The following is a 24471-nucleotide window of genomic DNA, read 5'->3' as shown; positions in this document are numbered from 1 at the left end:
GTTATATCACCGTAGAATTGTCAAAAATATATCTGGACTTGAGTGAACCCTGCCCCTCAATAGTAACATTGTTTCCAATAATGGAATTCTTAAATACCGTGAACGGACCACTTTTTACGGTGTCGCCAATAATCGCTCCGAACTCGGATCTTGCCGCTATTCCCTCGATTTCGATTAATCCGGATTCTGTGCAGGTTGATGTATGGTCTGCAAGAGCGCACCTCTCCCCTATCACGGTATCCACGATCCGGGAGTGAGATCCAATCGACGTGTCATCCATTATTATTGCCTCCCCAATACAGGTAAATGGCTCGAGAGTTACCCGTGCACCAATACTTGTATTCGGCAGGATGCAACAGTTTGGCCCTATGGTGCAGTCGTTTCCGATAATTACCGGACCGGTAATAACGGTGTTTGGACCGATTGTCGTGCCCCGCCCTATTCTTACTGATCCCTGGATGATTGTCTGCCTGCTTACGGTACCTTCACGGGCAGGATCGAGGTTGTGCAGAAGACGCTTGTTCATTTTCAGGAGATCCCAGGTAAAGATCGCATCCTGCCAGTCATCTGCGGGGATTCCCCGGATCTGAACTCCATCCCCGATCATGGAAGAAATGGCATCGGTCAGGTCATTTTCCTGTATATAGGAGAAAACATCTTTTTTGAAAGAATAGATCCCCGTACTGACCATGAAGCTGGGTGAAAACTCCGGTTTCTCAATAATTCTTGAAACAAAGCCCTCACTGAGCATGACTACGCCGAAATTTGAAGGATTGGGGTGTTCCTTGACGAGCATCGAGTTGGGGATATCCATGATCCGGGCGATGGAGTTGGGATCAATATAGTTGTCACCCGGGAGAAGGAGAAAATTATCCCTTATTTTTGATTCTGCGCATTGCAGTGCATGACCTGTCCCCAGCTGCTTGTTCTGTACAACTACTTCAACCGGAACATCCAGCTGGTTTAGAAACCGGGTCACCTGCTCTTTCCGGTATCCGACAACAACAATAATATCACGAATTCCGTTTTTCACCAGAGCTTCAATGACGTATTCGATGATCGGGCGGTTGGCGACCGGAATCATCGCTTTTGGCCTGCTCCTTGTCAGGGGACGTACCCGTTTCCCCTCTCCCGCTGCGAGTATTACTGCCTGCATATGTTACCTACCGGATTGTTGCCTTGTCTCCAATACATCCTTCGATGACCGAATTCGGTGCAAATTGTGCCTCACTTCCAATCATGACACCAACGTTTATGGAACAATTGATACCGAACCGAACCCCATCCCCAATAACAGCACCGAATTTTTTCCTGCGGGTATCCTTACCCCCCACTTTGATATTTGCATAGTCGTGACGCAAGTTTGCAATTTTTGTTCCTGCACCGAAGTTGCATTCGGCTCCAACAACAGAATCTCCAACGTAGTTGAAATGAGGGATTTTTGTCCCGTTCATTATGATTGAATTTTTGACCTCGGAGCAATGACCGATATGACAATCGTCGCCGATACTTGTAGCTCCACGAATATACGCGTGCGGACCGATACGACAGTTTTTCCCGATTATGCAGGGCCCTTCGATATAAGTACCGGATTTTATAATACTTCCCTCCCCTACAACGACACTGTTGTTGAGTGATACATTGCTTTCCACAGTACCTTGGTTATCTGAGAGCACATGCTCCATAAGCGTGACATTTGCCTCAAGCATGTCCCAAGGATATCCAACATCGATCCAGTACGAGAGGTGATGTGCATGCAATGTTCCGGTTTTTATCAGAATGTCCAGAGCATCCGTGAGCTCAAGCTCGCCCCTTGGTGATGGGCGCACCTGATCAATAAGTGTGAAGATATCCGGTGAGAAAAGATATGCCCCGGCATTGACGAGGTTGGATTTTGGATGCTTTGACTTCTCTTCAATGGATGTAATACAATTGTTTTCCACGAGAACCACACCAAAATCCCCCGGGTGATCGGTTGTGCTGATACTCATGCAGGGAGCTGTTTGTTTGCAGAGGTCTGCTATATCTTCACGTTTGAGGATCATATCTCCGTTCATCACAAGAAATGGTCCGGTAACAAGTTCACGGGCAGCCCGTACTGCATCGGCGGTTCCCTGCTGGTGTCGCTGGGAGGCATATGCAATGTGCACTCCCCACTGAGATCCATCGCCAAAATGCCTGCGAATCTCGCGTTCACCATACCCTACAATAAAAATGAAATCATGGATTCCTGCATCGCGGGCTGCAAGAACGAGGTGCTCCATCATCGGCCGGTTGGCAAGAGGGAGCATTACTTTGGGGCGCTTCGCCGTGAGGGGGCGCATCCGCTTTCCCTCCCCTGCAGCGAGAACGACACATTCCATACGTACACCTCTTCTTACAACATTTAAGCAGTTTTCGCCTGCCGGACGAGATCCCTGCCTTTTTCAAGCATCTCTTTTGCCCGGGTAAGGGTTTTACCCTCTGCTGTGATCCTGATCTTAGGTTCGGTTCCACTTGCACGGATGAGGCACCACCCATCTTCCCCGGCAATCCGAAGTCCATCGGTCGGGCTCGATGCCCCAATAACAGTCATCAGAGCCGTGGCGGAATCGGTATGAAATGATTCGCGGAGAATCGGGTACGATGGCATGGCATCGATCTCTTGTGCGATATCCCAATCGGCTGCAATCTCGCAGAAAAGTGCTGCTGCATAAGGACCGTCAGGACAGAGGGAAATTCTGGGGAAAATCCATGCTCCCGAAGGTTCCCCCCCGAAATCACCCCATGTTACGAGTTCTTCTGATACGTATGCGTCTCCGACAGGAGTACGATGGACATCCGCAATCTCGTCAATAATCATGGAAGCGTCGCTGGTTGTCACAACACGCTTGGCACCGGTATATTTTGCAAAGAGCATGAGCAGATGGTCACCATCGATAAATTTTCCTTTGCTGTCAAATGCCATCATCCGATCAGCATCCCCATCATGAACTACTGCACACCCCGCCCCGGTTTTTCTTACCATCTCTCCAACATATCCCAGATATTCCGGTAAGGGTTCAGAAGGCCTGGCAAACACCCCAGACGGATTACAGTTGATACAGATCGTCTTGACACCTGCGTCTGAGAGGAGCACCGGCGTGAGCGTACTTCCGGCGCCGTTACCGCAATCGATAATTACCGGCCTGGCTGATCTCGGGTTGACTTTCTCAAGAATTGCATTTTTATGGGGAGTAATGGCATCAATCTGGGACTCGTTTCCCTGATTCTGCCAGTTGGCCCATTGTCGGAGACCTGTCATGGTCTCAATCTCCTGCTGCTGGGACTGGGTGAATGATGATCCATCCGGGTTGAACAGTTTGAGCCCGTTATATTTTTCCGGGTTGTGGGATGCAGTGATCATACATCCGGCCTTGCATCTCCGGGTACTGAAGGCAACAGTAGGGGTGGGAACCACTCCTGCCATATGCACGCGCCCACCATTGCCAAGGATACCGGAAATCACCAGATGAGCGAGAAGCGGACTCGTTGTGCGGGTATCCATACCTACAAGAATATCCGAGGACTTTTCGGCCAGTGACGATCCGACTTGCAATGCAGTGTCGATTAGTTCCTGATCGAATTTCCTTCGTATTCCTGACGACCCGAAAAGCATGATACAGTATTGGATGTATGCCCAAAAGATTTTGTGTCCCTGAATGGTATTATGCGTTTACTCCTGCCCGCTCTTTTCAGAGCAGGCTCTCCCATAGGGGCACCAGTGCTCGAATTCGTGCAGACGGGCGACTCCGACAGTTGAGGGCCCAATACATATGATGCGTTTGACTGCCTTATTATTTTCAATAATATTTCCGGTGCCGGAGTCGATGATTCCTTCACCATTTATTATAATCACTTCTGCATCCGACTTATCGGGAACCAGATTATTCCTGCATTGCTCTTCGAGGCGCGCAATGCTTCCGATGCAATGAATTTTTTTACCGGCTACTTCTTCGGCAAACAGTCCAAGACATTTTGTATGGGAGGATGGTGGACAGGCCCGAAGAACCCGGGATATACAAAAAAACCCTGTGGCAACATTGATTGTCGCACACGCCGCTCCTCTTACGGCACTGGTATCCAGGGGAGCGCCGAACATGAACGAAATTTTTGTCCGTGCGCGAATGGGATCATACGTAACGAATTCTGCGCACCGCCCCCCGAATGCAGCGGTCATACACGCACCATGCTCAAACTGGCAGTTTTTGGCATCGGGATCCACATCGAGGAGAACTCCTGCATCTGCACATCCACCATGTTCAAGGAGCGCTTCGAGTTTTTTCACTGATTCCGTGATGATGTCTGTCATATATGCACCTCATCTTGTAAGAGAATCACCCTTGCCGGCGATCCATCGAGACCGGAAAGCCGGAGTGGTAAAGCAACCAATGTGTAATCTCCCTCTGTGACTGGAGAAAGATCAAGTAGTTCAATTATTACGCAATTATTGCCAAGAAGTTCGCGATGAACTGCCCCATCGCAGATAAAAGCCTCGATGGAAAAGGAATCAATACCGACACATTGCACTCCGTTTTTTATAAGGTAGCGCGCAGCATCGAGTGTCATTGAAGGGTAATCTTTCCTGAACGTGGTGCATTTTGAGAACGCCGTTTTCAGGATTATGCGGGTTGTCCCTCCTAGCTTACCCTTGATAACCGACTCACTGATTTCCCTGCCTGCATGTGATACATCCAGAACACGACAGGGACCCACCAGCCGGGACAGGGATATCGTATCGATAGTATCTCCCGTTTTCAAGTAGTGAACTGGCGCATCAATATGTGTTCCGGAATGGCTGTTCATGCAAAGATCAGAGATCAGGTACTGTCCCTGATCGTGTTGTGCGAAAACCGGTGGAGTGTCCCCTGGATAAACAACGGTAGAATTTGAGAGTGGCCGGGTAATATCAATTATTTTCATGCATTATCCGCCCAGCCGTGCTCTCCAATGAGCGGAACAAACCTGACGCCCCCGTGTGACGCTCTTACCAGTCCCCGTGTATTCCGGGTAAGTGTGACCAGTTCCTGGATCTCCCTTCCACCTACTGGGGCAACCAGTCTGCCTCCCATGGCAAGCTGGTCGATCAACGGCTGGGGAATCGCAGGTGTCGCGGCTGTGATAAGGATTCCATCGTATGGTGCATCTGCCGGATATCCAAGAGTTCCGTCTCCCACCACAATACGTACATTTTTTTCACCAAGTGCTGCAAGGTTTTTTCGGGCCAGATCAGCTACTGAGGAAATTCGCTCGATTGAGGTGACCTGTTGTGAAAGAGCCGCGAGAATTGCCGTCTGGTACCCACTCCCCGATCCAATCTCGAGGAGTTTGTCATCATGTTTTGGATCAAGGAGTTCTGTCATAAGTGCAACAATGTACGGCTGGGAGATCGTCTGGCCATTTCCAATCGGGAGTGGATTGTCCTCGTACGCAGATGTATCGTAGGGGTGGGGAATAAAAATGTGTCTTGGAATCTCCCGCATCGCCTCGAGCACACGGGGATTGGAGATGCCCCGGGCCCTGATCTGGCGCTCCACCATGCCGGAACGTTCATCAGCCCTCGGGTACGTCTTCATACGTGATCACGTTAGAATCCTGATTTCTCCGCCACATCAATGGATGCATCGATTTGTTTCTGCAAAGCTTCAGGAAGGCCGGAGATCTTCACATCGAGGAACCCACGAATGATTGTTGCGGTTGCTTCATCCTCGTCAAGCCCCCGGGACATAAGATATTCAATCTCTTCCTGGGCAAGTTTACCTACCGCTGCCTCATGCGAGAGCTCAGTGCCGACTACGGAACCTTCGATTTCCGGTATCGCGTAAATTACCCCGTCTTTAAGAATAAGGCCCTTGCATTCCAGATGACCCCTGGTTCCTGCGGTCTTCCCGTTGATGTGGCCCCGGGAAATGATTGTGCCACCCTTGGTGATGGCTCGGGTAATCAGCTCTGCACTGGAACCCTTTCCTTCCAAAATTGCACGAGATCCGAGATCCATATGGGAGCCCGGCGTTGCGATAACTACGCTGCTGAACCGGGCAACTGAATTCTCTCCTTTCAGTGTTGCTGTCGGGTACATCTGCACCTTTTTGACCGGTTGCATGCAGACATAGTTGGAGAGGAACACCCCATTCTCCTCTACAATAGATGCGCTTCGTGGATACACTTCGATATTCTCGCTCCAGTTGTGGATCATCGTGAAACTGATCTTCGCATTCTTTTTTACATAAAATTCGGAGATCCCATAGTGTGCTCCTCCTTTCCCAACCTGCTCGCCGCTGGTACAGCCGGATATGATATGAAGTTCAGCGCCCTCTTCCGCGATAATAATGTTATGGACGTGCTGAATCTGTTCATGACCAAGAAACAGGCAGGCCTGGATGGGGAAGATGTTATTGGATCCCTTATGAGCGATGATGACGTACCCTTTGGGATCTTTTTGGGCTGCAACATACTTTGTTATATCATCTTTTTCCGGAGAGACTACCTTCCAGGCATAATCTTTCAGCCAGTCGTATTTTTCCATCGCTTTCTTATACGAGAGGACTTCGATGCTCTCATCAGCACATTCGGCATGGACAATGTCTTGGTCCATCTGGAGATAACTACCGCACCGGTTCTTCATCTCAAGGTCGATGCCCGACTGGGCCAGTCTCTCTTTGTCGACCTTTGAGATCTCCGGGAATTTTATGGGCTGCGACATTCCAGACACTCCTTATAGCCACGCTGTTTTATATCTTTCATGATCTCGCGGGGATTCCCATGGCACCTGATTTGCCCGTCGCACATAACATGACCCCGGTCAGTTTCAATATAATCAAGAATATAACCCGTGTGGGTGATGACCAGTCCGCTTTTCTGGCGCTTTATGACATGTTTATCCTTTTCCAGAAGGGATCCGATTGCGGTCCCTATGAGAGAGATGTTCTCTATATCAACACCACTCTCTGGTTCATCGAGCATGATGAAATCCGGGTTCTGGATCATCAGCTGGAGCACTTCGCTGCGTTTGATCTCACCTCCGGAAAAACCCTTGTTGATATCTCTTTCAAGGAATTTGTCCATATGGACTGATGTGGCCAGTGCGGGGATATCTTCTTTTTTTGTCCGGGAAATTGCCGTGAGCAGCTTGCCCAGTTTCAGGCCCGATATGGTAGGCGGGCGCTGGAAAAGCATGCCAATCCCGCGCTTTGCCCGCTCATGGGCCTTCATCTTTGTCACATCCTCACCTTTAAAAATAATTTTCCCTTCGGTGATGGTATAGTTGGAATATCCCATGAGAGTCATGAGAAGCGTTGTCTTCCCGGACCCGTTGGGACCAAGCAGCACATGGGTCTCACCCTCCCCTATGTGGAGATTGATGTCGTGCAACACCTGTTTGTCGCCGACCTTCACATGCAGATTCTCAATATGGAGCATAAGATAATCGTAGACAATATGTTCATTTCACCATTAAACGCTTTTCTCGTTAGCCCTCATAGCCCTCAAGTAGTACTGTTTCGGCACATTTTACTCTCCGCGGTACTACAGTATCATTGGATTAAGAAAATGAAACCGGAGAAAGTGAAGAACAAGGAAGAAAAAGCCAGGATCCGTCAGGGTTCACGGGATGCCCGGAGGAGCATTGCCACAGATGAGCCTTCCGATGTTCACCGGTTTGTAAATCGCATTATCTGTGGAGATGCACAAACCGTTCTGCCTCACATTCCCGACAACAGCATCGATCTCGTCATTACGTCCCCGCCATATAACTTCGGCCATTCCTATGCACAGGATCCTCACGATGATACGCATGAATGGAACGAATATTTTAGAAAGCTGCTTGTTGTCTGGAGAGAATGTGAGCGGGTGGTAAAACCCGGCGGACGGATCGCGGTAAATATCCAGCCCCTTTTTTCCGATTACATTCCCACGCATCACATTATCTCACGGCAGCTGGCGAGTCTGGGCCTCCTTTGGAGAGCGGAAATTCTCTGGGAGAAAAATAACTATAATGCTAAGTACACTGCATGGGGCAGCTGGAAATCTCCTTCGATGCCCTATATCAAATACACTTGGGAGTACATCGAGGTTTTTGACAAGCAGTCCCATAAAAAACCCGGACGAAAGGAAGATATCGATATTACCGCTGATGAATTCAAGGAGTGGGTGATGGGCAGGTGGTCGTTTCCCCCCGAAACCCGGATGAAGGATCATAATCACCCGGCCATGTTTCCGGAAGAGCTGCCCCGGCGGCTGATGAAACTCTTCTCGTATAAACACGATATAGTACTCGATCCGTTCAATGGCGCCGGCACAACCTCCCTTGTAGCCTGGAAACTCAGCAGACGGTTCATCGGTATCGATGTATCGGAACAATACTCAGCACAGGCTATGAAGAGACTACGGACATCATCAGGCCCCGATCAAGAATCCTCATCATACCCGACACCAGAATTCCTTTCTCTGGAAAACCTGGATGGCTAGAAAAATGATCGAAGTTTATGAAGGCAGGTTCTGTTTTACATAATGGTATGTGCCTTTCCGGTCGAACTGATGATCAAGAATGTAATTATGGATCTCTGCATATTGTAAGCGCTTGTGCTGCAGATCGTTGTAGATCGGCACACGCAGGTTATACCCGTTCACATCCTGTGTCTGGTAGAGACTATCCATCTGTCCTTTCATCGCATCAATCTGGGGTGTCAGGAAATTTACTTCTGTTTCAGATGAATGGAACACCGAATCCAGGTACAGGCTCTCCCCGCAGCTCCCGTAGGTTTTTGTTCCGTTCCCAACGGGGATTACGATAGGTGTGGATACGAGTTGTGTGCCCCCCTCCAGAGTCTCTGTTGGAACTCCAACGAAAGAGAGCTCAGTCGTCTCAACGAATGCATACCCGGTATTCTTATAATCCGTTCCTGAACAGACCACTCCTATTGCCATGTGGGATTCATTGGGGAATGAGAGGAGGGCGACTTTGTACCCTTCCCGGGAGAGTATCCCCGCAAGCAGGAGACTCTTGTCATCGCAGTCCCCTGATTTCTCTACGTATGTCTCGATGGGGAATTTTGGTGGATTCTCGCTGATAGTTTCATATCGTATCGACTGGACGAACACGGTGATAAGTTCCAGATATTCGTCATCGTTGAGCCCCTGTTTTTCCCGGACCGACCTCAGAGTAGAGATGAGATTTGTGTAAAACTCTTCCTGGTTGGGATCATCCATCATGGAGAGGTACGTATCCGTCAGGAAGAGATTATCAGAGATATTCCCCCGGGTATATGTGTACTTATCAGCAGATTTGGCACCGGCGTATACTGATGAATCAACCGGACTCGATATCGTGATTTGTGACTGTTCAAACGCGAACGTGTAGACCGGCGCCGGTATTGCCGTGTCTGTTTTTACCGGTATGATATGCGGTGGAATAATTGTATCGCGATTTGCCAGAAATCCTGCGCAGAGAACAGCAATAATCATGAAAACCAGAACAGCGATGATAGCAGTCAGTTTACGGTTAAGGGAACTCATGGCATCTCACAGGATCTCCTGTAGATTCGCAATTGAATCGATAATCTTCCATGGCGTGATCGCACCCTGGATGAGATCCCGCTCACGGAATTTTCCCGTCCGGACGAGAATCCCGGGGATCCCTGCCGCTTGTGCCCCACCTACATCAGTAACAATATCATCTCCGACCATTGCCACCTGATCCGTTTGCAGGTCCATATCCCGCAGTGCAAGTTCAAAGAATGCTCTGGAGGGCTTCCCCACTACGGTGGCTTTTTTCCCGGTAGCGAACTCAAGTGCTGTCACAAAGGGGCCGGCAGAGAGGGCGAGACCATCGTGAGCCATCCAGTACCGGTCCCGCTCAAGAGCGATCAATTCCGCGCCTCCCATAATTTGTCTGAATGCACGGTTGAGGTTGTCGTAGGTGATTGCATCTCCGGCATCTCCAAGGATAACACAATCGACCTGCCCCGAGCAGTCGTTGAGTCCGATGCCATTAAAGTCCTGATCAACATCCCCTGTCGTCAGGCGGTAATACCGGTTCAGTTTGGTTTTTTTCATATGTGCTATCGCTGCAAGGGGTGGGGTAAAAATATACTCCTCCGGGATATCGAAGCCCATCGCAGCCAGCTTCTCTGCAATCGTTCGCCGGCATTTACGCGTTGTGTTGGAAAGAACCCGAAATGCGATGTCGTTTTTTATTAAATATGGGATCACATCGCGTGCTCCATCAACGGGTTTGTCTCCAACGTAAAGAACACCGTCGAGATCGATCAACAGGCCTTTGACACCCATCAGCTGCCCCACCCGTGAAGGAATTTTTCCGTGAGGATTCTGCAGCGTTCCTTATTACCAACAATTTCGTGTTCCGAATCTTTTAACAACTGCCTTCTCTCTCCAAGACCGAGTTCCGCAGACCATCGGGAGATGATCTGCATGGTAACTTCCGGGTGGAACTGAACCCCTACTGCGCTTCCCAGCTGGAATGCCTGATTATGCACAAGTTCTCCTCTTAAAAGGAGGATTGCCTGCTTAGGGAGATTAAATGTTTCATTATGCCAGTGAAACACATTACATGGATTCCGGAACAGGGATATATTTCCCGGCGGGTTCCCCCAGACCCTGCGCCAGCCCCGTTCTGATGTGGATGGGAAGACCCTCTCCCCAAATGCTGAAGCAATCATCTGGGCCCCAAGACATATTCCGAACACGGGTCTCTGCCCCGCAACCATTTTCCTGATGATCTCTTTCTCCAAGGTAAAATACGGGTATTCCTTGATATCATTGACACTCATCTGACCCCCAAGAACGATAAGGTTCGCAGGGATTTTCGCAGGAATTTCGTTGGTCTCATATAACCTGACGATGGTATAGGATATGACGGATTCCCCAAGGTAGCACTCGATCTCCCCGGCAGACTCATCCTTACCGTGCTGGAAGATGGTGATCATCGATCAAGAGGTTTGCTTCCTTGTCACATCAGTATTACCTTCACTTTCACACTGCACGGCCGGATCTTTAAACCCGCCAGTCATGATTTCGTATTCAGGTAATGTCGTCCGTCCACGCCCCTCCAAGGATTGGTTCCCTGTGGCAACAGCGCATGCAGTCCGTCCACGAATATGAAGTTGTCCGTGACGGGAATATTTTCGGCAGCAGCCTCTCGAACAATATTGTTTTCGCTTCAGAATACCACGAGGCACGAAGACAGATGGCATCTCTCCTTGCCCGGTACGAGGGCGTATCTTTTGATTCTGCCTTCACGGGCCGCGAGATCTCAAACGAGGGTGGCATCTGCTATGCCTGCGAGAGCCAGTTGGATCTGTCACGTCCTCTCATCGATATCGATCGATTCAGGAAAAAAATTCTGACCGATCTTACTCTTGTAAAAGGTATCGGGGCCGCAACGGAAAAGAAGCTGAATGCCCGGGGATTCGCAACGCTTGCGGACCTCCTTGCCCACCCAAAATTCCGGGAAGGGACCCGCGATGTCCTTGACTGCATATCCGGCGCCAGCACTCTTGAGATTATGGAATGCATAGGACGCAGACATGCCAAGTCTGACACGTCCATACTCGGAGCCGCGTGCATGCACGAACCTGAAGACTTTGTCTTCCTAGACATTGAAACTCTCGGGCTGTTTTCCCGGCCGATCATCCTGTTTGGTGTGGGTACTGTCGAGGGTCACGGCCTGTGTGTCCGCCAGTATCTTCTCCGGGACATATCCGAAGAACTTCCCGCCCTGATGGCAACGGTTGAACATCTTTCCCGGGATAACCCGGCACTTGTCACCTTCAACGGCAAATCATTCGACCTCCCTTATATAACAGACCGTCTTGCCTATTACGGCATGGCATCTCCCGGAAGGATTCCCCATTTCGATGCATTGCATTTCAGCCGGCGGCGATGGAAGGCCACCCTGCCCACCCTGCGTCTCACTGCTCTCGAACGGGAGATTCTGGGCATCAGAAGGGAAGACGATATACCGGGCCAGATGGTGCCGGAATTCTATGCGGAATATATCAGGACCGGCAACATCGGCCCGCTCGTTCCTATTGTCGAGCATAACCGGCAGGACGTTCACTCGCTTGCCCTGCTCTTCTTCCACCTCCTGGAGGAGTCCTATGGTTGTTCCTGAGATCGCCCGGTTCCTGTATTCCAACCCCACCTATGCCCGGCGGATTGTACATATCGAGACTACGGAACCGGAATCTCCCCGGTATGGGGATCTCGATCGCCCCCTTTCACCGATCCTTGAGAACTACCTTAGGTGTAACGGAATCCATCTGTATTCTCACCAGAGCGAGGCGATAAATCATTCCCGGGCAGGACGGAATGTTATCATCACCACGCCGACCGCGAGTGGCAAGACCCTTGCCTTCAACATCCCTGTCTTTGAAAATCTGCAGCTCCATCCGGATGCCCGGGCATTGTACCTGTATCCGACAAAAGCATTGACAAATGATCAGTATCACGTCCTCGGGAATATGGAACAGTTCACGGGTATACCCGCACATCCTGCGATCTACGACGGGGACACGCCCCAGTCAAAACGGGCAGCGATCCGCGAGCACTCCCGGATTATCCTGTCAAACCCGCACGAGCTCCACCAGGTGCTCTCCTGGCATGCCAAATGGCGCGATGTCCTCTCCCATCTCGAATTCATAGTCATTGACGAAGCGCATCGCTACCGCGGCGTGTTTGGATCTCACGTGGCGCTCCTGATCCGCCGGCTCCTTCGCCTCTGCAGTCACTATGGCTCTTCGCCCCGGTTCATCCTCTCAACGGCAACCCTTGCAAATCCCCAGGAATTTGCCCGGCATCTCACCGGGCAGGATTTCTCCCTCGTGGACGAAGACGGATCTCCCCATGGCAGGAAGAGCTTCGTCATGTACAACCCGTTCTACAATGGTGTCGGTGAACGCTCGACACACCAGGAAACCAAGGATCTCGTTGTTTCCTGCATCCGGGAAGATCTCCAGACCCTCTGTTTCACCGGTTCCCGGAAGATGGCGGAACTGGTAACTGTCTGGGCCCGTGATGATGCCCGCCGCTCGTCTGAGCGTCTTGCGGCATCGATCTCCGCGTACCGCGCAGGGTTCCTTCCGGAAGAGAGACGGCAGCTCGAACGGCAGTTGAAAGAAGGGGAGATGAAGGCTGTTATATCAACGAATGCGCTGGAGCTCGGAATTGATATCGGCAGTCTCGATGCGGTGATCATCTCCGGGTTCCCCGGGACGATGATGGCAACCAGGCAACAGGCCGGTCGCGCCGGGAGACGTTGTGGCGAAGCCCTGGCCATCCTGGTGGCCCAGGCCAATCCGCTTGACCAGTATTTCATGAACCATCCGGACCAGTTCTTCAGCCGGTCTCACGAGCATGCGATCATTGATACGGAGAACCCGTATATCGTATCCGGCCACCTGCTCTGTGCTGCCGCGGAGCTCCCTCTCAAAGATGACACCGGGCTGGATCTATTCGGGGAATCTGCTCCCGGGTTATTAACGGAACTTGCCTCAAGTGATCTTGTCCGGAAAACCTCACGCGGATGGGTTTATTCAGGCCGGGGCCGGGCAACGGAAGCGGTGAGACTTGACGGGATTCCCGGTGAAACCTTCCGGATCATGTGCAATGGCAGGCTGCTTGAGACCATGGATCGCGGCCAGGCGTATCGTGAGGCGCATAAAGGGGCGATCATGCTTCACCAGGGCGAGACCTATGTTGTCAACGAGATGGATCTCGAAACGCATGCCATCCGGGTGACCGGGATCGATGTTGATTACTATACACAGCCCCTCAAGGAGGTCGCTCTCTCGATCATCGAAATCATTGAGTCCAGGGTTGTGAATGGCGTCCGCTGCGCTTTTGGCGAGGTGGACGTAACCGAGCATTTCACCGGCTACAAGATCAAACGTGGCGATACCATAATCGGAGTTGAGCCCCTGACCCTGCCTTCCCTGACCTTCAGGACAAAAGCGTTCTGGTTTATTGCACCGCCGGCAGTCGAGCAGGCGGTTATAGGTCAGGGATTCGATTTTGCCGGCGGGCTTCACGGTGCCGAACATGCGATCATCGCCCTGATGCCCCTCCATGTCATGTGCGACCGGTGGGATATCGGTGGTCTGTCGTCTCCCACATTTGGTGAGGAAGGCGAACCTGTTGTTTTTGTTTATGATGCATGTGAAGGGGGGATTGGGCTTGCTGAAAAAGCGTTCACGCTGCTCCCCGCGATCTTTTCCTCCGCCTTCCGGCTCGTATCCGATTGTCGGTGTGATTCCGGGTGTCCTTCGTGCATCTATTCCCCCAAGTGCGGTAATGACAACCAGCCTCTCGACAAAGCTGCAACAACACTTATCCTCAGGGAACTCTCCGCTGGTCCGGATTCGCAGACCCCCCTCAGGGAAACGAACCAGGAAGTCACGGTTTCCTGAAATATCATACCTCCTCGTGCACGCCATGAAATGCCTCAATCTGATCTCTTGCCGGGTATTCATTTTTCTCCTAGGCACACTTCCTCACAGGTTCTTAATACCGATGTATCATACCTGAATACTACACGACATGGATCCCAAGCCGAATTTCAAAGAGATCATTGCCCATTCCCCCCTTATATTTACGATTGGAGTTGCCGGTGATAGCGGATCGGGAAAAACGACGTTTACCAATGCAATCCGGCAGATATTCGGTCCCGGATTAGTCTCAACCATAACCCTCGATGATTATCATAAATTCGATCGCGAAGAACGGAGGCGGCTGGACATTACCCCTCTCAATCCCGAGGCAAATAACCTTGGAACGCTTGAAACTGATATTGCCCAGCTGAAAAAAGGTCATTCGATCCAAAAACCGGTGTACAATCATACCACCGGGAAATTTGATTCGCCGGTTCCATTTTCGGCCGGGAAGATCCTGATCCTGGAAGGCCTGCATACGCTTTTCAAACCCGGCTTACGTGAGCTGATGGATTTCTCCATTTTTGTTGATCCGGAAAACGAGGTGAAGTATGCCTGGAAGCGCATGCGGGACATGGAACGCCGAGGGTACTCCTCAGATGTTGTATCCGGGGAAATTTATCGACGCGAAAAGGATTATCAGGAATTCATTGCCCCACAGCGGTGTCATGCGGATGCGATTATCCGGATCCGCCCATCCGGATATGGGGAGGACAAGGGTGCGACAAAAAATATCTATAATATCTCCCTCCTGCAGAACCGGATGAAACGCACTATCCGTGATATCGATCTCAATATCGACCTGTACTCCATGCTCTCATTCCATGACCATGATTTCCTGCTCGAGTTCTCCACGCAGATGGTCGATTGTGCAAGGATGCGTGCGCTCACGTTTGACGGAGAGATGAACTATGATACGATCCGGAAACTGGAAAAGAGTATCGAATACCAGACCGGTATCCACCCGATTGCAATCTTTGAAGGACGGGAGACGGTAACCCCCACGGATATTATCCAGCTCATCCTCTCCTGGCGAATAATCCACAGACGGATTTTTATCCGCGAGCGGGTGTAGCGTTACCATCAGAATTCATGAAAACTCTTAATTGAACCGGTAAGCGGGTTCCCTTGCCCCGGACAAGGTTTCAGATGATCGTCCCGTGGAAAAAAAGATCCTGATGTTAAAAACAGTATTCGGGACGGTGTCAAGGCCGGTCACCGGCCCGTCAGTTCTCAATGACTGATCGGACGGCGAGAAAAATCGGGCCGCGGACATCGATCTTCTTCTTGTTGTCTGTGATAAACCGCATTGCATACTCTTCGATCTTCAGATTGATATCGCTGGGGAGTTTTGCCATCTTCACCTGCACGGTTACCGCTTTTCCGCATCTGGCGGCCTCCTCGATCCGTGCAGCTGCGAGGGCCGAGACCGCGCTCAGGTAGGTGATCCCAGTTGTAACGCCTTCGGTACGGATCTGTTTCCATTTCTCCACATCCGGTACGCCGAGAACAGAACCCTCATGGACAAAGATCTCATTTGCACAGGCAGGGCCCAGGAGCTTTGCGTTGGATTCTGTCTCCTCTACGATCACCTTCAGTTTCAGGTCCTCGAGGGTCCCCGCCCATGCATCGAAGGCACACGGGCCCTGTTCCGTGGCATGAGCAAAAGCCGTCCGGGCGATGGCTGCGGCCAGGTGTTTTCCTTCGGGGGTTTGGGGTTCTTCCCGAAGATGGACCGCACGCAGGATCTCCCGGTCAGTCAGCGGTCTGGGGAAGAACTGCGGAAAGCAGAGCTGCCGGACATCGTTTGCATTATATGCGATCATTGCCAGCCGTTCGACACCAAGGCCAAGGTTCATGACGGGAACTCCGATGCCATATTCCGCGAGTGCCGAGGGGGAATACATGCCAAAAGTAGCAACTTCTACCCATCCGTGAACCGGGTGCCGGGCATAAACCTCGGTCTGGGAGTCCGGCATGTAATACTTGGAACGTTTCTCATCCGGCTGGAACCGGAAATCGGTATACCCGAACGCGGAGAGAAGCGCCTCGCTGACAGCCTTCCCTTCATCATTGGTGACGTCCTCCCCGGCGACAATGCAGGATGCCGAGTGGTAGGTCATGAGCCGGGTAGGTCCTTCGGCCTGCTCGCGCCGGAAACACCGGTCTACCGAGAACATCCGAATCGGGAGCGGGGTCTTGTCCCAGATGGAGCCGAGCGTCATGAACCAGCCGCTCGTCATGTGGCTGCGGAGGGTTGACCGCGATGATTCCGGGACAAGGGCGCGGAATTCCGGGAAGACCGCATCGAGGATATGCACCACGAGCGCATCGTCAACGCCGAGGACTTTTGCGAGTTCGTAGGTCAGTTCGTCGCCATCGATCTCTGCCTTCTTGTATGCATGCAGTGTCTCCCGAAGATGTTCTTCGATCTCCTTTGTCATCTGCTGGTAATGGGCATGGGGCTGCCCGGCGGGTCCGCTTTCCTGATGGATGTGCGGATTCTTGTGACTCATCAGGATTTCGTTGATCTCATCGAGCTGTTTTCGTGCGATCCCGACATTCGGGCGCGGGAGCCCCCCGAGGTAGAAGACCCGGTCGAGCACGGCCATGGCTTCAGGGCCGAACTGGCGGTAGATATCCTGCTCCTCGATGATGACCGGGTTTTCTGCTTCATCAAAACCAAGGGAGAGGTAGGTCTCCCGCAGCCGGTTGATCGTGGCAAAGATCGGGTGGGGCTGAGCCCGCTTGTAGGCCCGTGAGGGGTAGGTGCCCGCGTGTCCCGCGGGTGTCAGTACTGAAGGCCCTTCGTGCCATGCCTCTTCGAAGTTCTCGTGTGCCTTCCGTTTCCATTCATCAGGATTGAACTTCATCTCACTCGCTCCAGGCAGATCACTCTGCTCAACTCATTCTCGTCCCTGAACCGGTAATCGCATGCTGCCCCGATCTTCTCGGAAAAGGATCGCACGTACGCATGTTCCGGCATATTCTCCCTTGCCAAACGATTTCTACTGTATCCCAGATACATATATCCCTTTACTTCCACGAACTGTGCTCCCGAATCCTGGAGGATAGCCGCATATCTCTCTGGTGTGATATCATTGAGGCCCTTAACGAGTGTGATTCGTATTGCAGACCGGCGTGAACTCAGTATCGACAGGCTCTCCTGGATCTGTTCCCAGTAATCTCCTGACGGTCGACAAACAGCGAGGTATGTCTGTTCGTCAGGTGCATCCAGTGAGACGTACATCTGGAACGGGTTGCAGCGCCTGAGCATATCAGGGCTGGTCCCGTTGCTCACGAGGAACGTGGTGTATCCATTGCTGTTGAAGAGGTCGATGAGCTGCGGGAGCTGGCTGTACAGCGTGGGCTCGCCCGAAAGAGAGATCGCCACATGACGGGGATCCAGCGCCTCCCTCCACCGCTTTTCTGTTACCGTATTATCGAGGACTGCATTGTAACCAGCAAGCGCCTTCTTCTGGAACTTGTGGATCCCGGCAAAGATTACTTCCGGAGGGCACTCTTCCATCTCTTCCGGTCCATGCTCAAACGATCGCCAGCAGAAGAGGCAGCGCTGGTTGCAGAGCAGGGTCGGAGTCATCTGGACGCAGCGGTGGCTGTCGATCCCGTAGAACTGGTGCTTGTAACACATCTCTCCGCCGGCAAGTGCCCGCTTGCACCACATGCAGGGTTTGAGAGCTGCTGTAGTGGTTCTGGAAAAAAACTGGTATCCCTGTCGCTGCAGGGGTTTACATGGATCTGATGGCATCGATCCCAAGCGTTTCCAGGGACTCTTTGAGCGTGTTCTGCGCTGCCCTGACCAGCGTCAGCCGGCGATCCCGGACCTTCCCCTCGCTCTTCAGCACCGGCTCAAAGTGGTAGAATGTATTGAAGGTATCCGCGAGCTCCCGGGCATAGGTGGCAAGGATATGCGGCCTGAGCTCGGCAATTACCTTGTCGATGATAACCGGGAATTTTGCGATCTGTTTTGCCAGCCTGATCTCCTGCTCTGTCTCAAGCTCGTAACATTCGGTGAATGTGCCGGCTTTCTCGAGAAGTGTGCAGGCCCTGGCATGGGCATACTGGATGTAGGGGCCGCTCTGCCGCTCGAAGTCGAGTGCCTCCTTCCAGTCGAACACCGTGCTCTTCTCCGGTGACACCTTCACGATATCGTAACGGATGGCAGCAAGCCCGACAGATTTTGCAATTGAGAGCCGTGTCTCTTCATCCAGTTCCGGCCTGCGGGTCGTTACCTCGTTGAGAGCCCTCTTCGTAATCTCCGTGATGAGGTCGTCAGCCGAGACGAATTTACCGGCCCGGGTACTCATCGATCCTTCCGGCAGGGAAACGAATTCGAAGGTAACGATCTCCGGTGCTTTCTCTCCAAGGAGCCGCAGAGTACACTGGAGCTGTGAACCGATCAGCTTATGGTCCGCTCCGAGGACATCTATCATCCGGTCGAAGTTGGCCGCCTTCCATGTATGGAAGGCAAGATCCCGGGCCGCGTAGACTGAGGTCCCGTCGCTGCGGCGGATCACGTACTTGTTCTCAAAGCCATATTCTGAAAGGTCAAGCGCGAGTGTCTCATCGTCCACCGCCTGCGGGAGCTTGCGAATCCGGTTGATGATCCTCTCGGTGTACCCGTTCCGGATGAAGTCGCTCTCCCAGACAAACCGGTCGTGCGCAACGTTCAGGTTCTTCATCGTGACCTTGAACCCGTCGAGGCACCGTGAGACTTCCCTACGGAATTTTTTAACCGTTGCGGGGTCCCCGTTCTCCACCAGTTGCATCAGGATGTTCACCTGCTGGGTGATCCCCGGGTCATTCTCGATCTCCCGGTTCGCTGCAATATAGACCCGGGCGATGTGGGCATCTTCCTTCTCGCCCGGCTGTTGGGTACTGTCAAGGTTGTCGAAGCCCCAGACCACGATCGCGATCTGGCGGCCCATATCATTGACATAGTACTGCACCTCGAGTGGGTAGCCCGCCTTCCGGAACGCCCGGGCAAGGGTATCGCCGATGATGGAGTTCCGGATGTGGCCTACGTGCAACGGACCGTTCGGGTTGGCGCTTGTATGTTCGAGCACAACCCGTGTCGCCTTTCGCGGGAGCGCTCCGTAACCGGGTTTCACCGCGGCTTTCACGGCTTCCGTGACAAATTCTTTGCCGAGGATGAAGTTGATATAGGGCCCCTTCGCTTCCACCGTAATCCCGGCAAGCTGCGGGTTCTTCGCCAGTTCAATGGCAAGTTCCTGGGCAATCTTCACCGGAGCCTGTCTCTTCTCTTTTGCAATGGAGAATGCAACTGTTGATGCAAGATCCGCATGCTCTCCGCCATCGATGAGTTGTGCCTCCGGAAGACCGGTCTGTTGCTTAAGTGCGTTCCCGATTGTTTCGTATGCCTTGTGCAGCATCAGAGTCCCGTCCTGTAGCGGAGGATCGCTGCGATCCCGCCGAATGCCGTGAAGAGGATCGAACCCTCTTCGAAATCATCAGATATCAGCTCGACTTTTGCGCTGCTCTGTTCGGCGAGTTTGGTCAATTCATCGATGATATCGATCTCCTCTTCGAGAATGAGAGGTGCGGTGCATTTCGGGCAGGACCCGAACGGGATGTCCTGGACCGATTTTCCTGCCTCAAGCTGAACTGTCTTCTCCTCGGTGAAATCACAGCTCTGGCATTTTATCCGGAGCCGGGATTTGCGGAGGTTTGCGGAGAGGAGCAGGGTGTCGACCGCCCCGATCTCAAGATTTTTCCTGATGCTCTCTTCCCCATAAGCAGCATTGTTGTCATCCTTGACAAGCTCCCTCAGGAACTTGTCCATGTACGCCTTCTCCTTGATGACGGTCATGCCTTTGAGCGCGTCCTTTGCCGCATCCACCAGCTCGGAAAGCCCGTCTTCATTGGTGTATGCTACATCGAATATACCGATGATCCGTTTCTGGATCTCGTGGTGGAGGAAGTTACCGGCTTCGAACTCCTCTTTTGTCGGGCTGGGGCCCCCAATCAGCACACCCTTGAACCGCTCGAAGAAATCCTTCTCTGCAAGGAAAATGGCACTGGCCCGCTCCCCGATTCTTGTATAGAATTCGGCAATCGCGATCTCCCTGAGACGCCCGAACCGGGCAGCGGACTGGCCGCCTTTGCGCGTCTTTCCCGGGACTGTTGAGGTTGTACCGCCCACGGGTTCGATCCGGTTGCCGCGTAAAAAGCCCCAGTACGCTTCCCGCCGGTCAAGGACGAGAAGTCCATAGATGGTCTTTTCTTCGAGCATCTGTTTGAGCGGCTCGAGCTCGAAGTTCGAGCTGCACCGGTACATGTAGAGGTTGAGCGGTTCGGGAGGTTCAACAATTGTACATTGGAGATCAGTGCGATCACCGTAGAGTTTCACCGTTCCACAGAAGATTGCGAGTCCATGCTGTGGAGGTCGCTTATAGTACTTAAGCCGGGAGAGAATGGAGGAGATGGCGCTCTGGACGTTGGTCTTGGTCTGTTTGCTCTTGATGTTGGCGCACTGGCCATATTCGTCCTTCAGCTGGTTGGTTACATCGAAGATCTGCTTGTCAGGAGGGATATAGATCGTGATAAGTTCCGTTCCGTCTCCCTGCTGCGACTCGAGTTTCTCGAGTGCCTTTTTGAACTCGTAACGCTTTCGCGCGTCGTCCATCTCCCGTTCTTCCGCCATTGCCGGTCTCAAACCTCTCTGAAGCTATTACTTATTCACACTCACGTGCCATAAATTTGCGCCCATTGTGCTATAAGCCGCTGATCGACATCTGAGTTGATCCCGTGATCGCCATTAAACTCGATGAATGTTTTTGGCTCGTTTGCTGTTGCAAAGAGGGCTTTCCCCTCGGAAAAGGGGATGAACGGGTCGGTTGCGTTATGGAACATCCAGACCGGGCGGGGAGAGATCCTTGGCAGGTAGGTGCTTGGTTCAAGGGATGTCGCAAACCTCAGAATATCTCCCGACCCACCCTGATCAAGAACCGCGTCCCGCAGTCCCCAGTCTGCTGTTGAAATCCCCACGTACCCGGCAAATTTCGGATCTACGCCTGCCGCTACTGCCGCGTACCGTCCACCGTTGCTTCCACCGACTGCATAGACCGGGACACCGAACCGGTTGGCAAGTACGGCCCGTGCAGATGAGATATCACATATGGTCAGGTAGTATTGGGGCCAATCACCACTCTCGAATTTGGTATAATCCGTCTGGGGATTGAATGTATATCCATCTGTCTCCCCGCCACGGCCCCGGATGTCGACAAACATGAATGCGTACCCGGCCGCTGCATAGTTTACCATCCGCTCTGCGTGTCCCGAGATTTTCTCCCCGGCTCCGGGAATGTACACGATCACGGCCTTTGGCTGTTTTGGGTAGCTCAGGTACGTTACTACGTCACCGGTTTGAGTGTGCAGGACGACCCGGGATTCCGTGTATGTATCATTTGTGAAGAGCACAGTGTCGGTTGTCGTAACCGGTGCGCAGGTCACCGAGAGGATGCCGTTATTATCCACGGAAAAGGAGGGCACGGCAGTAGTACTGCCGGTACAGCCGGCAAAGGTTACCGCCACAACGAGGATTGCACCCAGAATAAAAGTGGCCTGCATCGTCAGCACCCCAAGCAGCGCTGGATCAGGCAGATCGTCTTCCCGTCTACGATCTGCCCGTTCCGGATCATGCCCGAAAGATCGCTAACCGCAACATCGATCACTTCAATTACTTCATCCTCATCCTTCCCGTATTCCTGTGATGGCGACAGGTCCCGGGCCTCGAAGAGGAAGATCATCTCGTCCGTAAATCCCGGGGTCGTGTAGATGAACCCTTTAGGAGTGATCGATCCAGCGGCAAAACCGGTCTCTTCGATCAACTCCCGGCGGGCTGTTGTCAACGGGTCTTCACCCTGTTCCATTGTGCCCGCTGGTGCTTCGATGATATGCCGGTCGATCGCGTACCGGTACTGCCGCAGGAGCTTGCACCGGTCCCCGTGCAGGGGTAGTATGGCTACGGCCCCCGACGGGTGCACTATCACCTTCTCTCGCTCTTTACCGCTGGGAAGACGGATTGTCTTTGTTTCTATCCAGAGGCGTCTGCCGCGGAAGATCTCCATCTATTCCTCGTACTCGATTGGGTCCCGGATCCCTACAGCGTCAAAGGCCTCCCTGCGGAAATGGCAGGAGCCGCAGGTTCCGCAGGCCTTCCCCTCGTTCCGGTAGCAGGACCAGGTGTGCTCGTAGGGTACGCCCAGACGGATGCCCTCGCGCAGGATATCGGTCTTGGTCATATGGATGAACGGTGCAAATAGCGTGATCTTCGTGGTATCTTTAGTACCGAGATCGATCACTTTCTGGAATGCCTCGATGAACTGCGGGCGACAATCTGGGTACCCGCTGTAATCGAGCGACTGGACGCCGATGAAGATCGCATCAGCCTCTTTTGCCTCAGCGAAACTGGTTGCAATAGAGAGCAGGTTCGCGTTGCGGAACGGGACGTAGGTGTTGGGCATATGCACTCGTTCCGGGTCGAACTCTTCGACTGCGATCTCCTTATCGGTAAGGCTGCTCGCCCCGAATTTTGCAAAATAATCCAAGTTGATCTCAACGAACGCCTTTGCATCCAGAATCTTTGCTATCTTCTTTGCACTCTCCAGCTCTTTTCGCTCCGTCCGCTGCCCGTAGTTCAGGTGCAGGGCGAGAATATCGTATCCTTTGCTCTTTGCCGCGTAGGCAAGAGTAGATGAGTCCATCCCGCCCGATAGTAAACAAACCGCTTTCATCATTTCACTCCGATGATCTTGTGCAGCTGGATCTGCATCCGGACCGGTAGGTTTTGGGTCAGGATGAATTTTGAGATCACTGCGTAATCCGTCCCGAAGACCGGCGAGATGAAGACCTCTCCCGCGATCCGGTGAGAGGCGATCACGTCCTGCGCGTACCGGCAGTCGTTCTCGTCCTTGACCACGAACTTCACCGTATCCCGGGAGCGGATCTTCCCGAGCAGCCCGAGCTCGCTCTGCTCTCCCGAAGAGGGGCATTTCACGTCCATGCAGATCGATGCGTACTGCTGGAGTGGAGAGAAGTCGATAGTGCCATTAGTCTCGATATCGATCTCTGTCCCCCGCTTGTGGAGGGAGGCAAGGAGCGGCTCGAGGCCCTCCGCCTGGAGGAGTGGTTCGCCTCCGGTGATGCAGATGTATGGCGGATTGACACGCCAGATATGTTCGAGGATCGTATCCATGCTCATGGAGATCCCGCCGGTCCGGGACTCTTTCGTATCGCACCAGGTACAGTCAAGATTGCAGCCGGCGAGACGGATGAAGAGGCATATCCGCCCCTGATTCTTCCCCTCCCCCTGGAGGCTCACAAAGATATCAGCGATCTGCATCGGGAAGCTCTGATAAGGTCTCGGGCGTTTTCAGTTCCGCATACGCGTTCGGGGATTCCCAGACCCGGATCCGGGTTACGGTTGCATCGATTCCCTGTGTCTTACAGATCTCGTACAGATCGTTCCGGATAATGAGCGCGAGCAGCTCGCTGGTCGGATCCCCCGGTGTCGTGACCACCTGTTGCAACTGCCGGATCGCAGCCACCATCGGGTCGTCCTGGTTCAGGATGATCTGGTGATCGTATTTTGCCACAACCTGCTTGATCAGGTTATAATCGATCAGGATATTGGTCTTCGCGTCGGGCTCGCCTTCAATCCAGACCTCCACCTTCCAGCGGTGCCCGTGGAGGCTGGCGCATTTCCCCTTATAGTGAAGCAGGCGATGGCTCGCATCAATCTGCACTTCCTTATAGATCCCGACTTTCATTGTACAGTATATTGGCCGGTGCGGGATATAAGATTATTATGAGTGAGGAATAATAGTATAAGACAGGCAGGTGGGGTGCCACAATTTATAAATCGATCACCCGCGTTAGTATATATCTCAGTGTGGGTTATCGATAACCACGAAAACAACTAAAACGAGGCTATTTAATGGGACAGGGTAAATTTGCAGCCAGAAAA

General features: G+C 52.5%; 24 protein-coding genes. 4 read left to right on the top strand and 20 right to left on the bottom strand.

Translation table 11 applies throughout. From position 1 onward, the window contains the following. Window position 1 precedes the first annotated feature (1 nt). The 8 genes from glmU (ABSE13_RS10100) to ABSE13_RS10065 are packed head-to-tail and all read right to left on the bottom strand — an operon-like array spanning window position 2 to window position 7437. Window positions 2–1156 (bottom strand): bifunctional sugar-1-phosphate nucleotidylyltransferase/acetyltransferase, encoded by a 1155-nt coding sequence (gene glmU, locus ABSE13_RS10100; protein ID WP_424028399.1) that lies wholly within the window; start codon window positions 1154–1156, stop codon window positions 2–4. Between the two features lie 7 nt (window positions 1157–1163). After that, window positions 1164–2363 carry a bifunctional sugar-1-phosphate nucleotidylyltransferase/acetyltransferase gene (glmU, locus tag ABSE13_RS10095; RefSeq protein WP_424028398.1) on the bottom strand — a complete coding sequence of 400 codons (1200 nt, stop codon included), beginning with the start codon at window positions 2361–2363 and terminating at the stop codon, window positions 1164–1166. A gap of 23 nt (window positions 2364–2386) precedes the next feature. Continuing rightward, entirely contained in the window at window positions 2387–3637 is a 1251-nt protein-coding gene (locus tag ABSE13_RS10090) for a phosphopentomutase/phosphoglucosamine mutase (protein WP_424028397.1), read from the bottom strand. Window positions 3638–3694: 57 nt separating this feature from the next. Continuing rightward, complete coding sequence (locus tag ABSE13_RS10085; RefSeq protein ID WP_424028396.1) at window positions 3695–4330, bottom strand: hypothetical protein; 636 nt, start codon at window positions 4328–4330, stop codon at window positions 3695–3697. Continuing rightward, window positions 4327–4941, bottom strand: a complete 615-nt coding sequence (locus tag ABSE13_RS10080) for a cyclase family protein (protein ID WP_424028395.1) — start codon at window positions 4939–4941, stop codon at window positions 4327–4329. Before ABSE13_RS10080 ends, ABSE13_RS10085 begins: the two co-directional genes overlap by 4 nt. Continuing rightward, complete coding sequence (locus ABSE13_RS10075; RefSeq protein ID WP_424028394.1) at window positions 4938–5594, bottom strand: protein-L-isoaspartate(D-aspartate) O-methyltransferase; 657 nt, start codon at window positions 5592–5594, stop codon at window positions 4938–4940. The genes ABSE13_RS10080 and ABSE13_RS10075 overlap by 4 nt, the downstream gene beginning before the upstream one ends. An 11-nt stretch (window positions 5595–5605) precedes the next feature. Then, window positions 5606–6721 (bottom strand): SufB/SufD family protein, encoded by a 1116-nt coding sequence (locus ABSE13_RS10070; RefSeq protein WP_424028393.1) that lies wholly within the window; start codon window positions 6719–6721, stop codon window positions 5606–5608. After that, complete coding sequence (locus ABSE13_RS10065; protein ID WP_424028392.1) at window positions 6706–7437, bottom strand: ABC transporter ATP-binding protein; 732 nt, start codon at window positions 7435–7437, stop codon at window positions 6706–6708. Before ABSE13_RS10065 ends, ABSE13_RS10070 begins: the two co-directional genes overlap by 16 nt. 129 nt (window positions 7438–7566) lie before the next feature. Here ABSE13_RS10065 and ABSE13_RS10060 point away from each other — a divergent pair, with 129 nt between their 5' ends. Further along, window positions 7567–8484, top strand: a complete 918-nt coding sequence (locus ABSE13_RS10060; RefSeq protein WP_424028391.1) for a DNA-methyltransferase — start codon at window positions 7567–7569, stop codon at window positions 8482–8484. Between the two features lie 15 nt (window positions 8485–8499). Here the strand turns inward: ABSE13_RS10060 and ABSE13_RS10055 are convergent, their stop codons facing one another. From ABSE13_RS10055 to ABSE13_RS10045, 3 genes are read right to left on the bottom strand one after another with little or no spacing between them, the layout of a single operon-like run. Further along, window positions 8500–9531, bottom strand: coding sequence for a transglutaminase-like domain-containing protein (locus tag ABSE13_RS10055; protein ID WP_424028390.1), 1032 nt, complete (start codon window positions 9529–9531; stop codon window positions 8500–8502). Window positions 9532–9537: 6 nt separating this feature from the next. Then, a complete protein-coding gene (locus ABSE13_RS10050) occupies window positions 9538–10305 on the bottom strand; it encodes a TIGR01458 family HAD-type hydrolase (RefSeq protein ID WP_424028389.1) in 768 nt (255 codons plus the stop codon). Continuing rightward, a complete protein-coding gene (locus tag ABSE13_RS10045) occupies window positions 10305–10961 on the bottom strand; it encodes a type 1 glutamine amidotransferase (RefSeq protein WP_424028388.1) in 657 nt (218 codons plus the stop codon). Before ABSE13_RS10045 ends, ABSE13_RS10050 begins: the two co-directional genes overlap by 1 nt. 101 nt (window positions 10962–11062) lie before the next feature. Here ABSE13_RS10045 and ABSE13_RS10040 point away from each other — a divergent pair, with 101 nt between their 5' ends. The 3 genes from ABSE13_RS10040 (at window position 11063) to ABSE13_RS10030 (ending at window position 15537) form a co-directional block, all read left to right on the top strand. After that, window positions 11063–12148 (top strand): ribonuclease H-like domain-containing protein, encoded by a 1086-nt coding sequence (locus tag ABSE13_RS10040; protein ID WP_424028387.1) that lies wholly within the window; start codon window positions 11063–11065, stop codon window positions 12146–12148. Further along, window positions 12135–14441, top strand: a complete 2307-nt coding sequence (locus ABSE13_RS10035) for a DEAD/DEAH box helicase (RefSeq protein WP_424028386.1) — start codon at window positions 12135–12137, stop codon at window positions 14439–14441. Before ABSE13_RS10040 ends, ABSE13_RS10035 begins: the two co-directional genes overlap by 14 nt. Before the next feature lie 130 nt (window positions 14442–14571). Continuing rightward, on the top strand, window positions 14572–15537 hold the full coding sequence (locus ABSE13_RS10030) for a phosphoribulokinase (RefSeq protein ID WP_424028385.1): 966 nt from the start codon (window positions 14572–14574) through the stop codon (window positions 15535–15537). Window positions 15538–15688: 151 nt separating this feature from the next. Here ABSE13_RS10030 and sepS read toward each other — a convergent pair whose 3' ends face one another. The 9 genes from sepS to ABSE13_RS09985 are packed head-to-tail and all read right to left on the bottom strand — an operon-like array spanning window position 15689 to window position 24274. Continuing rightward, complete coding sequence (gene sepS, locus ABSE13_RS10025; RefSeq protein WP_424028384.1) at window positions 15689–17335, bottom strand: O-phosphoserine--tRNA ligase; 1647 nt, start codon at window positions 17333–17335, stop codon at window positions 15689–15691. After that, a complete protein-coding gene (gene twy1, locus ABSE13_RS10020) occupies window positions 17332–18231 on the bottom strand; it encodes a 4-demethylwyosine synthase TYW1 (protein WP_424028383.1) in 900 nt (299 codons plus the stop codon). The genes sepS and twy1 overlap by 4 nt, the downstream gene beginning before the upstream one ends. Continuing rightward, a complete protein-coding gene (gene argS / locus ABSE13_RS10015) occupies window positions 18212–19876 on the bottom strand; it encodes an arginine--tRNA ligase (protein ID WP_424028382.1) in 1665 nt (554 codons plus the stop codon). Before argS ends, twy1 begins: the two co-directional genes overlap by 20 nt. Beyond that, window positions 19876–21147 carry a peptide chain release factor aRF-1 gene (gene prf1, locus ABSE13_RS10010; RefSeq protein ID WP_424028381.1) on the bottom strand — a complete coding sequence of 424 codons (1272 nt, stop codon included), beginning with the start codon at window positions 21145–21147 and terminating at the stop codon, window positions 19876–19878. Before prf1 ends, argS begins: the two co-directional genes overlap by 1 nt. Window positions 21148–21188: 41 nt before the next feature. Next, on the bottom strand, window positions 21189–22073 hold the full coding sequence (locus ABSE13_RS10005; protein ID WP_424028380.1) for an alpha/beta hydrolase: 885 nt from the start codon (window positions 22071–22073) through the stop codon (window positions 21189–21191). A gap of 2 nt (window positions 22074–22075) precedes the next feature. Continuing rightward, entirely contained in the window at window positions 22076–22573 is a 498-nt protein-coding gene (locus ABSE13_RS10000) for an NUDIX hydrolase (protein WP_424028379.1), read from the bottom strand. Further along, window positions 22574–23239, bottom strand: coding sequence for a 7-cyano-7-deazaguanine synthase QueC (gene queC, locus ABSE13_RS09995; RefSeq protein WP_424028417.1), 666 nt, complete (start codon window positions 23237–23239; stop codon window positions 22574–22576). It abuts the gene before it with no gap. Continuing rightward, window positions 23239–23847 carry a 7-carboxy-7-deazaguanine synthase QueE gene (locus ABSE13_RS09990; protein ID WP_424028378.1) on the bottom strand — a complete coding sequence of 203 codons (609 nt, stop codon included), beginning with the start codon at window positions 23845–23847 and terminating at the stop codon, window positions 23239–23241. Before ABSE13_RS09990 ends, queC begins: the two co-directional genes overlap by 1 nt. Beyond that, the gene (locus tag ABSE13_RS09985; protein WP_424028377.1) at window positions 23834–24274 is read right to left on the bottom strand and encodes a 6-carboxytetrahydropterin synthase; all 441 of its coding nucleotides are present in this window, start codon (window positions 24272–24274) and stop codon (window positions 23834–23836) included. The genes ABSE13_RS09990 and ABSE13_RS09985 overlap by 14 nt, the downstream gene beginning before the upstream one ends. Window positions 24275–24471 lie beyond the last annotated feature (197 nt).

The organism is Methanoregula sp. (genome assembly GCF_049518935.1).
In the GTDB taxonomy this organism is placed as follows: domain Archaea; phylum Halobacteriota; class Methanomicrobia; order Methanomicrobiales; family Methanospirillaceae; genus Methanoregula.
This window is presented reverse-complemented; position numbering and strand designations above follow the sequence as displayed.